Genomic DNA, 10,578 nt, shown 5'->3' on the forward strand with positions numbered 1-10,578 from the left:
GAACGGCTCACCACGGAAGCGGCCGAACTCGTCACCGAGGCCGAGCAGGTCAAGGCCGACGGCGAAGCCGAGGCCGAGGCCCTGCGCGCCGCCGCGCGCGCCGACGCCGAACAGGTCCTCGACGAGGCACGCAAGGCCGCCGACAAGCGCCGCGCCGACGCCGCCGAACAGGCCGACACCCTCATCGGCGAGGCGGCGGCGGAGGCCGAGCGACTCACCACCGAGGCCGCCGAACTCCTGGACGCGACCGAGCAGGAGGCGGCCCGGCTGCGGGCCGAGGCCGAGCAGGTCAAGGTGGACGGCGAGGCGCACGCGCAGGCGCTGCGCAGCGCCGCGCTCGCGGACGCCGACCGGATCCTGGACGAGGCCCGCAAGGCCGCCGACAAGCGGCGCGCGGACGGGGCCGAGCAGGCGGACACGCTCATCGGCGAGGCCCGTACGGAGGCCGAGCGGATCGGCGTCGAGGCCGAGCTGGTCCTCGAAGAGGCCCGGCAGGCCGCCGAGGCCCTCGTCGCGGAGGCGACGGCGGAGGCCGAGCGGATCGCCGTCGAGGCGGCCGGGGTCAGGGCGGACGCCGAGGCCGCGGCCGAGGAGATGCGTTCCGAGGCGCGCGCCGAGGCCGACCGCACGCTCGACGAGGCCCGCGAGGCCGGCGCGAAGAAGCGCGCGGACGCGGCCGAGCAGGCCGACCAGCTGATGACCAAGGCCCAGGAGGAGGCGCTGCGCGCCACCACGGAGGCGGAGGAGCAGGCGGACACGATGGTCGGCGCGGCCCGCAAGGAGGCCGAGCGGATCGTCGCCGAGGCGACCATCGAGGGCAACACCCTGGTGGAGAAGGCCCGTACGGACGCCGACGAGCTGCTCGTCGGGGCGCGTAGCGACGCCACCGCCATAAGGGAGCGGGCGGAGGAGCTGCGCAGCCGCGTCGAGAGCGAGATCGAGGAACTTCACGAGCGGGCGCGGCGCGAGACCGCCGAGCAGATGAAGTCGGCGGGCGAGCGCGTCGACAAGCTGGTCAAGGCCGCGGAGGAGCAGAAGGCCGAGGCCGAGGAGAAGGCCAAGGAGATGGTCTCGGAGGCGAGTTCGGAGGCCAGCAAGGTCCGGATCGCGGCCGTGAAGAAGGCCGAGGCGCTCCTGAAGGAGGCCGAGCAGAAGAAGGCCCGGCTCGTCGCGGAGGCGGAGAAGATCAAGGCGGACGCGGTGGCGGAGGCCGAGAAGACGGTCACCGACGGCAAGCGCGAGCTGGACATGCTGACCCGCAGGCGCCAGGACATCAATGCCGAGATCTCCCGTGTCCAGGACGTCCTGGAGGCGTTGGAGTCTTTCGAGGCGCCGGGCAGTGGCGCGAAGGACGGCCTCAAGACGGGGGCGTCCGCGGGGGCCACTCGTTCGGGTGGCAAGTCCTCCGAGAGCTAGCCACTCAAAAGGCTGGACATTCTCCAGATCAAACGGGCATACGCTCGATGACACGCCGCTTCGACCCCTAGGATTCCCTCTAACACCTCACCGGTCTCATTCGACAGGAACCCCATGAGCGACACTTCCTCCCCCTTCGGCTTCGAGCTCGTGCGGCGTGGTTACGACCGCGGTCAGGTGGACGACCGCATTACCAAGCTCGTCGCCGACCGTGACAGTGCTCTGGCCCGAATCACCTCTCTGGAAAAGCGCATCGAGGAACTCCACCTCGAGACGCAGAACGCCCAGGCCCAGGTGTCCGACGCGGAGCCGTCGTACGCCGGTCTCGGCGCCCGCGTCGAGAAGATCCTGCGGCTCGCCGAGGAGGAGGCGAAGGACCTGCGCGAGGAGGCCCGTCGCGCCGCCGAGCAGCACCGTGAGCTGGCCGAGTCGGCCGCCCAGCAGGTCCGCAACGACGCGGAGGCGTTCGCGGCCGAGCGCAAGTCGAAGGCCGAGGACGAGGGCGTCCGGATCGTCGAGAAGGCCCAGGGCGAGGCCAACTCGCTGCGCGCCGAGGCCCAGAAGGACGCGCAGTCGAAGCGCGAGGAGGCCGACGCCCTCTTCGAGGAGACCCGCGCCAAGGCCGCCCAGGCCGCCGCGGACTTCGAGACCAACCTGGCCAAGCGCCGCGAGCAGTCGGAGCGCGACCTGGCCTCGCGTCAGGCGAAGGCGGAGAAGCGTCTGGCGGAGATCGAGCACCGGGCGGAGCAGCTGCGCCTGGAGGCCGAGAAGCTGCGTACGGACGCGGAGCGCCGGGCCCGTCAGACGGTGGAGACCGCGCAGCGCCAGGCCGAGGACATCGTGGCCGACGCGAACGCCAAGGCGGACCGGATCCGCTCGGAATCGGAGCGCGAGCTCGCGGCGCTGACGAACCGCCGCGACTCCATCAACGCGCAGCTGACCAACGTCCGCGAGATGCTGGCCACGCTGACCGGTGCCGCGGTGGCCGCGGCCGGCTCCCCGCTGGACGAGGAGCGCACGGCGGGCGTCCCGGCGCAGCAGACGCGCTGACGCCCCCGCCCCCGCCACACCGGCCGTCGTCGTGCTGAACCCCTGATGTCGCGACGGCGCGGCAGCTCCGCGAAAACCCCCTGTCACTCCGGTGGCGGGGGGTTTCGCGTGCCCTTAGGTTGGGACGCATGATCGAGCTGGAGGGCCTCACCAAACGCTTCGGATCGAAGACCGCGGTCGACCACCTCACCTTCACGGTGCGACCGGGGGTGGTGACGGGCTTCCTGGGGCCGAACGGCGCGGGCAAGTCGACGACGATGCGGATGATGCTCGACCTGGACAACCCGACGAGCGGCACGGTGCGGATCGACGGGAAGCACTACCGCGAGCTGCAGGAGCCGCTGAAGTACATCGGGGCGCTGCTCGACGCCAAGGCGATGCACGGCGGCCGCTCCGCGTACAACAACCTGCTGTGTCTGGCCCAGTCGAACCGGATCCCGCGGCGGCGGGTCGGCGAGGTGCTCGATCTGGTGGGTCTGACGGCGGTCGCGCGGAAGAAGTCGAAGGGCTTCTCGATGGGCATGGGGCAGCGGCTCGGAATCGCGTCGGCGCTGCTCGGCGACCCGGAGATCCTGATGTTCGACGAACCCGTCAATGGTCTGGACCCCGAGGGAATTCACTGGATCCGCAATCTGATGAAGGCGCTGGCCGCGGAAGGCCGGACGATCTTCGTTTCCAGCCATCTGATGAGTGAAATGGCGTTGACGGCCGATCATCTGATCGTCATCGGGCAGGGAAAGCTGCTGGCAGACACGTCGATGGCGGATTTCATCCAGCAGAATTCCCGGAGTTACGTGCGGCTGCGCTCGCCGCAGCAGGAGCGGCTGCGGGACGTGCTGCACGCCAACGGGTTCCTCGTGGTCGAGACGGCCGGCGGGGTCCTGGAGGTGGACGGGACGACGACGGAGAAGCTGGGCGAGCTGGCCGCGGCGAACCAGATCGTGCTGCACGAGCTGAGCGCCCAACAGGCCTCGCTGGAAGAGGCGTTCATGCAGATGACGGCGGCCGCGGTGGAGTACCACGCGCACGGCACGGATGTGCACGACGGCGGGCCCGCGGCCGGGTTCCGCTGGGGCGAGGGCTTCGGCGACGAGGACTTCGAGGGAGCACGGTAGATGGCAGCGGCAGCCGCGGTCCTCCAGTCGGAGTGGACCAAGATCCGGACGGTGTCGTCGACGGTGTGGACGCTCGCCAGCGCCCTGCTGGTGACGGTGGCGATGGGCGCGGCGCTGTGCGCGCTGACGAACGCCACCTACGACGACATGCGTGAGGTGGAGAAGGCCACCTTCGACCCGACCCTGGTCAGCTTCTACGGGATGATCCTGGGGCAGCTGGCGATGGTGGTCTTCGGCGTCCTGGTGGTCGGGACCGAGTACTCCTCCGGCATGATCCGCACCTCGCTGGCCGCCGTGCCGCAACGCGCGACCTTCCTCTTCTCGAAGATCGCGGTGGCGGGCGCGCTCGCGCTCCTGGTGGGGCTCGCGACGAGCTTCCTCGCCTTCTTCCTGGGGCAGGCGCTGCTCGGCACTCACCGGACCTCCATCGGTGCCGACAACGTGCTGCGGGCGGTGATCGGCGGTGGCCTCTACATGGGCCTGATCGCGATCTTCTCCATGGGCGTGGCGGCGATGCTGCGCTCCTCGATGCTGTCGCTCGGCATCCTGGTGCCGTTCTTCTTCCTGGTCTCGCAGATCCTGTCGGCCGTGCCGAAGGCCAAGGAGGTGGCCCGCTACTTCCCGGACCAGGCCGGCTCGAAGATCATGCGGGTCGTGCCCAACGCGATGAACTCGGAGAAGGCGCCGTACGGCCCGTGGGGCGGGCTCGGGATCATGCTGATCTGGGTGGCGGCGGCGCTGCTCGGCGGCTACCTGGTGCTGAAGAAGCGCGACGCGTAGCCGGCTGGTGCCCGGGCCCGGCGGCAGTCCGGTCGCGGTCCCGGCGGCGGTCGGGCCGCGATCCGCCGGCGGTCCGGCGCTGCCCCGGCCGCCGCGCAAGGTCACGATCCGCCGCGCAAGGTCACGATTCCGCTTCGCCGGAACCGTAAACGGCTGGCTAAGCTCTTCGCTCGTACGGGGGGCTCCGGCCGAGGCCGTCATGCCCCGACGAACGACCTGACCTGTCGATGGGGCCACAGAATGATCGAGGCAGTCGGCCTGACGAAGCGCTACGGCGCCAAGACGGCCGTGTACAACCTTTCCTTCCAGGTGAGGCCCGGCCATGTCACGGGCTTCCTCGGGCCCAACGGCTCCGGCAAGTCGACGACCATGCGGATGATCCTCGGCCTGGACCGGCCGACGTCCGGGCACGTGACGATCGGCGGGCACCCGTTCCGGCAGCTGCCGAACGCGCCCCGGCAGGTCGGCGCGCTGCTCGACGCCAAGGCCGTGCACGGCGGCCGCAGCGCCCGTAACCACCTCCTCTCGCTCGCCCAGCTGGCCGGCATCCCGGCGCAGCGGGTGGACGAGGTGCTGGGCGTGGTGGGCCTGCAGGACGTGGCCAAGCGGCGCTCCAAGGGCTTCTCGCTCGGCATGGGGCAGCGGCTCGGGATCGCGGCGGCGCTGCTCGGCGACCCGCAGGTGCTGCTCTTCGACGAGCCGGTCAACGGGCTCGACCCGGAGGGCATCCTCTGGGTGCGCAACCTGATGAAGAAGCTGGCCGCCGAGGGCCGCACGGTCTTCGTCTCCAGCCACCTGATGAGCGAGATGGCGCTCACGGCCGACCATCTGATCGTGATCGGCCGCGGCCAGCTGCTCGCCGACATGAGCGTGTCGGACTTCATCGCGGCGAACTCCTCGGACTTCGCCCGGGTGCGCACCCCGCAGACCGAGCCGCAGCAGCGGGAGAAGCTGACGGCCGTGCTCACCGAGGCCGGTGGCCAGGTGCTGCCGGAGCCGGACGGGGCGCTGCGGGTGACCGGTCTCGCGCTGCCGCGGATCAGCGACCTGGCGCACGGGGCGGACGTCCGGCTGTGGGAGCTCTCCCCGCACCAGGCGTCGCTGGAGGAGGCGTACATGCGAATGACGCAGGGCGCCGTGGACTACCGCTCCACCGACGACCGGCTCGCCCATCTCCAGCCGCCGCTGCCGCCGCACCAGCCGCCGCATCCGCAAGCGCCGGGGTACGAGATCCCGGAGGTGCCGCAGCAGGGCTGGTACGCCCCGCCGCCGCCCGGACAGAACCCGTACGCCGCCCCGCAGCAGCCGCCGCAGTCCCCGTCGCAGCCGCCCCAGGTCCAGCCCCAGGCCCCGCAGAACCCCGAGGACGCCCGATGACCGCGCCCACTCCGTCCCCGTACGCCTACGTCTCCCCCATCCCGGTGCGCAAGGCGCACCTCGGTGACGCGCTCGCCTCGGAGTGGACCAAGATCCGCTCGGTGCGCTCCACGATCTGGACGCTCGGGGTGATGGTGCTGCTCGTGCTGGGCATCGGGCTCGGCGTGGGCGCCATCGTCAGCGCCGCCGAACCGACGCCGACGAACGAGTCCGCGCTCGTCATGGGCTTCTTCGGCATGCTGCCGGCCTCGATCTGCGTGATGACGCTGGGCGTGCTCACGATCAGTTCGGAGTTCGGCACGGGCATGATCCGTACGACGCTGACCGCCTGCCCCAGCCGGTCCCGGGTGCTCACGGCGAAGGCGATCGTCTTCTTCCTGCTGGTCTTCACGACCACCACGCTGCTCGCCGCGGCGGTCGGCGCGGCGCAGGTGTCCATGGTGGACGGCTTCCCGCAGCCGACCGGCGCGGAGTGGCTGCGCGCCACGGTCGGCGCGGGGCTGTTCCTGGCGCTGCTCGGGCTGCTCGCGATGGGCGTCGGCGCGATCATGCGGCACTCGGCGGGCGCGATCACGGTGATGATCGGCGTGCTGCTGCTGCCGCTGGTGGCGGCGCTCTTCATGTTCTCCGAGGCGCTGCGCCCGGTGCAGGAGGCGCTCTTCACGTACGCGATCCCCGCGCAGATGATCGCGCTCTACAACGACACCGGCTCGTTCCGGAACCAGGGTCCCGCCGGCTGGGAGCCGGTGCTGATCATGGCCGGCCTGGCGGCGGTCGTCCTCGGCTCCGCGTACGCGCTGCTGAACTACCGGGATGTCTGACCGAGGTCAGTGACGCGGCGCGTTACGGGACCGCTGCACCCTCGTGGTGCGGCGGTCCTTCGCGTTCCAGCACGCCTTGTGCCAGTGCCGGCGGTCGTCGACGCCGCCGTACTCCGGCCAGGCCACCACGTGCGGGGCGCCGGGCGGGATCTCCTGGTCGCAGCCGGGGCAGCGGTAGCGCTTGCCGGGCGAGCTGGCGCCGGCGACATGGCGGACGCACCACTCCTCGCCCTGCCAGGTCTCGGTGTTCTGCACACCGCCGTACCGGTCGCCCTGGTCGTCCTGCCGTGCCGGCTTCGCGGCTCCGCGGGAGCGGTTGTGGCGCGGGGACACTTCGACACCTCACTGGGGACGGGAACACGGACGGTTCCGTCCAGCGTACGGGCCGCGACGGGGTGACTCCGAACCCGCCCGTGGCCGATCAGCGGAAAATCGCAAGAACTTCATGTTCGGCCGTTGCCTATGGCACGTGTCAGGCGTTGATGCCGGTACGAGGGGTTCACCGGGGGACCTCCGAGGAGCAGGTCCGAGGGGGAGACGCGCCGGCCGCGAGGAGGCAGAAGCGTGATGCGCGTGGGTACGTTCGTCCTGGCCGCCCAGTTCCCGGGCCAGGGTCAGCAGGAGGCGCTGCACCGGGCGGTGCGGACGGCCGAGGTCGCCGAGGAGGCGGGGCTCGACTCCGTCTGGCTGGCCGAGCACCACTTCGTGCCGTACGGGGTCTGCCCGTCGGCCGTCACCCTGGCCGCGCTGCTGCTCGGCCGGACCCGCCGGATCAGGGTCGGCACGGCCGTCAGCGTGCTGCCGAGCGCGCACCCGGTGGCGCTCGGCGAGCAGGCGGCGCTGCTGCACCTGACCTCGGGCGGCCGGTTCACCCTCGGGGTGGGCCGGGGCGGTCCCTGGGTCGACCTGGAGGTGTTCGGCGCGGGACTCCGGGCGTACGAGCAGGGCTTCCCCGAATCGCTCGACCTGCTCCTGCGCTGGCTGACCGAGCAGCGGGTCGGCGCCGCGGGCGGTGAGGGGGAACGATTCGCTTTCCGTGAGGTGACGGTCGTCCCGGCGCCCGGCGAGCTGATCGGCGGGCCGGAGTCCCCCGAGGTCCTGGTCGCCTGTACCTCGCCGAAGAGCGTGCGACTGGCCGCCGAGCGCGGGCTGCCGATGCTGCTCGGCATGCACTGCGGCGACGAGGACAAGGCCGAGATGGTGGCGTGCTGGGAGCGGTGTGCCCGGGAGGCCGGGCGGGACCCGGACGAGATCGCGCGGATCGGCGCCGGGCATGTGTCGGCCGGCGTGGTCCAGCTCGCGGACCGCGCCCCGGAGGCGGCGGAGGCCCTGGTGAAGGCGATGCCGGGCTGGCTGAAGCAGGGGCTCGACGCCCATGTGACGGTGGACGGCCGGCATCGCGTGATGCGCGATCCCGTCGCGTACACCGAACTGCTCTGCGGGCTGCACCCGGTCGGCACGCCGAGACTCGCGGCGGACCGGCTGGCGGCGACCGCCGAGCGCACGGGCATCAGCCGCTTCGCGCTGCTCGCCGAGGGCTCCGGCGACCTCGCGGCCACGGAGGAGAACGTCCGGCGGCTCGGCGCCGAGGTGCTCCCGCTGCTCGTGTGACACGGGGCCTGGTGCTTCGTGTGACACGGGGCCTGGGGTGGGTGACATATGACGGATGAGATTGGCCGTAAAGAGACCGTGTCGCCGCTCCCGCATCAGTCGTGCTCTCCCGCGACGCGGGGCGGCGGCACCGGGCCTGTCTGTCAGCAGTCGCGCAGTTCCGGCGACTGGTTGAGGAGCTGCCCCCGTACGGAGGTGAAGCGGGCGAGCCGCTCGTCCACCGAGGGGTCCAGGGGGAAGACCGCCACCCGGTGGCAGTTCTGGAAGGCGAGTCGCACCCCGAAATGCCGCTGCAGCGCACCACGAATGGCATCGCTCGCGAGCGCGCGCAGCAGCTGACCACGTGCCTGCTCATTCGGCGGCGGCGTCTGGTTGTCGGCGAACTCTCCGCCGTCGACCTTCAGCTGTGCCACCAGAGAACTGATCATCTCCCATGCGTAGGGCAGGGAGGTCCGGACGCAGTCGACGAAGTCGGCTTCGTCGACCTCGCCTCGCTCGGCCTGTGCCAACAGCGCCGGTGAGACGTCGAGCGACATGGGTTCTCCTCTCGCGACCCCGCCGGGCGGGGTCTTGCGGGCAGGGACAGGGGCCGGCGACGCGCACGCAGCGTGCACGGGCGACGACCTCCTGTCCTCCACGTTAAGCGTCGGCCCGGGCCCGCACCAGGAGAATGGGCATACAACCGGCCGATAAGTGACGGGTGTTGGGCGCATCCACGGCGTGCGCCGGGCGGTCTGCGGCGCCCCGCCGGCGCCCGAATCGCGCCGGACGGCGTCCGTCTTGTAGCGTTGCGGACCATGCGTCTCGTCATTGCCCGTTGTTCCGTGGACTACGCCGGTCGGCTCACGGCCCACCTGCCCTCCGCTCCCCGTCTGATCCTCGTGAAGGCCGACGGCAGCGTCTCCATCCACGCCGACGACCGGGCGTACAAACCGCTGAACTGGATGTCGCCGCCGTGCACCCTGAAGGAGGGCGTCGACGGTGAGGCGGGCATCTGGACCGTGATCAACAAAGCGGGCGAGAAACTGATCATCACGATGGAGGAGATCCTCCACGACTCCTCGCACGAGCTGGGCGTGGACCCGGGCCTCATCAAGGACGGCGTCGAGGCGCACCTCCAGGAGCTGCTCGCGGACCGCATCGAGACGCTGGGCGAGGGGTGGACGCTGGTCCGCCGCGAGTACCCGACGGCGATCGGCCCGGTCGACATCCTGTGCCGGGACGCCGACGGCGCGACGGTCGCGGTGGAGATCAAGCGGCGCGGCGAGATCGACGGCGTGGAGCAGCTGACCCGCTACCTGGAGCTGCTCAACCGGGACCCGCACCTGGCGCCGGTGAAGGGCATCTTCGCGGCGCAGGAGATCAAGCCGCAGGCGCGGGTGCTCGCGAACGACCGCGGGATCGACTGCGTGGTGCTCGACTACGACGCGCTGCGGGGCATCGAGGACGACAAGCTGCGGCTGTTCTGACGCCGGCAGGTACTGCTGCGGTACGACGAAGGCCCGGGTGCGGTGGACCGCACCCGGGCCTTTCGCGTCCGCCGGCGCACGCCGGTCAGGTGGCCGGGGAGCCGCTGACGGTGGAGGAGCTGGTGCCGGTGGCGGTGCCGGTGGGCGTCGGGGTCGAGGGCGTCGGGGTCGGGGTCGGCGAATTCGTCGGCGTCTCCGTCGGCTTCGGCGAGGGGGGCGGCGTGCTGGTCCTCGTCGGCGTCGGTGACGGCTTCGGCGGCTTCGTCGTCGCCGTGGCCGTCGGCTTCGTGCCGTCCGTCGCCGACGGCGTGGCCGACGGGCTCGTCGGGGTGCCGGCCGAGCCGGTGGCGCTCGGGCTCGCCGTGCCGGTCGCGTTCGGGGCCGCCGGGTCGCTGGGGCTGTCGGTGGCGCCCTCGCTGGGCTCCGTCTCGCCGCCGGTGCCGTCCTGAGGCGTGTCCTGGGTCGCGGTGCTGTCGGTGGTGACCCGGTCGCCGTTGCCGGTGTCGTCGCCGTTGCCGGAGGTGGCGCCGAGGGTCACCACGGTGCCGAGTACGGCGACGAGCAGGGCGCCCGCGCCGACGGCGGCCATGTTGCGGCGGGCGCCGGTGAGGATGCCGGCCCGCAGGCCGCCGCCGCGCCGGGCGGCCGCCGGGGCCGGGACCGGCGGGCCGACGACGACCGTCGGGGCTTCCTTGTCGAAGGAGGCGAAGGCGTCGAGGGACGCCTTGGAGGCCACGGGGGGCATCGGCTTGGCCGGCGTCGGCGGCGCGAGGTCGGGGAAGGCGGGCTTGGCCGGGAGCGCGGCCACCGGGACGGTGGGGCCGGTCGGCGGGCCGGCCACCGGGATGCCGCGCGGCGGCGACGCGGGCCCGTCACGGCGCGGCAGGCCGGACGCGAGCGGGTCGGGCGCGGCGGACCTGCCGGGCGCGGGCGCGGCCC

Annotated in this window: 9 protein-coding genes and 2 pseudogenes; 8 read left to right on the top strand and 3 right to left on the bottom strand. The window is 72.0% G+C overall.

What is annotated here, in order from left to right; translation table 11 throughout:
* The 6 genes and pseudogenes from ACWEJX_RS16760 to ACWEJX_RS16785 all read left to right on the top strand — a co-directional run.
* A pseudogene (locus tag ACWEJX_RS16760) lies at window positions 1-1,416 on the top strand (hypothetical protein); the annotation flags it as partial.
* 114 nt (window positions 1,417-1,530) lie between these two features.
* Window positions 1,531-2,466, top strand: a complete 936-nt coding sequence (locus ACWEJX_RS16765; protein WP_403792001.1) for a coiled-coil domain-containing protein — start codon at window positions 1,531-1,533, stop codon at window positions 2,464-2,466.
* A gap of 128 nt (window positions 2,467-2,594) precedes the next feature.
* On the top strand, window positions 2,595-3,581 hold the full coding sequence (locus tag ACWEJX_RS16770; protein WP_451608183.1) for an ABC transporter ATP-binding protein: 987 nt from the start codon (window positions 2,595-2,597) through the stop codon (window positions 3,579-3,581).
* Window positions 3,582-4,361 carry an ABC transporter permease gene (locus ACWEJX_RS16775; RefSeq protein WP_451608184.1) on the top strand — a complete coding sequence of 260 codons (780 nt, stop codon included), beginning with the start codon at window positions 3,582-3,584 and terminating at the stop codon, window positions 4,359-4,361.
* A 240-nt stretch (window positions 4,362-4,601) separates the two neighbouring features.
* Window positions 4,602-5,738: an ABC transporter ATP-binding protein gene (locus ACWEJX_RS16780; RefSeq protein ID WP_451608185.1), complete on the top strand. Its 1,137-nt coding sequence runs from the start codon at window positions 4,602-4,604 to the stop codon at window positions 5,736-5,738.
* A complete protein-coding gene (locus ACWEJX_RS16785; protein ID WP_451608186.1) occupies window positions 5,735-6,559 on the top strand; it encodes an ABC transporter permease in 825 nt (274 codons plus the stop codon). Before ACWEJX_RS16780 ends, ACWEJX_RS16785 begins: the two co-directional genes overlap by 4 nt.
* A 6-nt stretch (window positions 6,560-6,565) precedes the next feature.
* Here the strand turns inward: ACWEJX_RS16785 and ACWEJX_RS16790 are convergent, their stop codons facing one another.
* Window positions 6,566-6,892, bottom strand: a complete 327-nt coding sequence (locus tag ACWEJX_RS16790) for an ATP/GTP-binding protein (protein WP_451608187.1) — start codon at window positions 6,890-6,892, stop codon at window positions 6,566-6,568.
* A 234-nt stretch (window positions 6,893-7,126) separates the two neighbouring features.
* Between ACWEJX_RS16790 and ACWEJX_RS16795 the strand changes: the two genes are divergently transcribed.
* Window positions 7,127-8,170, top strand: a complete 1,044-nt coding sequence (locus ACWEJX_RS16795; RefSeq protein ID WP_451608188.1) for an LLM class flavin-dependent oxidoreductase — start codon at window positions 7,127-7,129, stop codon at window positions 8,168-8,170.
* Between the two features lie 143 nt (window positions 8,171-8,313).
* Here ACWEJX_RS16795 and ACWEJX_RS16800 read toward each other — a convergent pair whose 3' ends face one another.
* Entirely contained in the window at window positions 8,314-8,706 is a 393-nt protein-coding gene (locus ACWEJX_RS16800) for an SCO5389 family protein (RefSeq protein ID WP_403792013.1), read from the bottom strand.
* Window positions 8,707-8,967: 261 nt separating this feature from the next.
* Here ACWEJX_RS16800 and nucS point away from each other — a divergent pair, with 261 nt between their 5' ends.
* On the top strand, window positions 8,968-9,639 hold the full coding sequence (gene nucS / locus ACWEJX_RS16805; protein WP_403792015.1) for an endonuclease NucS: 672 nt from the start codon (window positions 8,968-8,970) through the stop codon (window positions 9,637-9,639).
* 85 nt (window positions 9,640-9,724) lie between these two features.
* Here the strand turns inward: nucS and ACWEJX_RS16810 are convergent.
* Window positions 9,725-10,578: pseudogene (locus ACWEJX_RS16810) on the bottom strand (hypothetical protein); the annotation flags it as partial.

Source organism: Streptomyces sp. NPDC004788 (assembly GCF_053601115.1).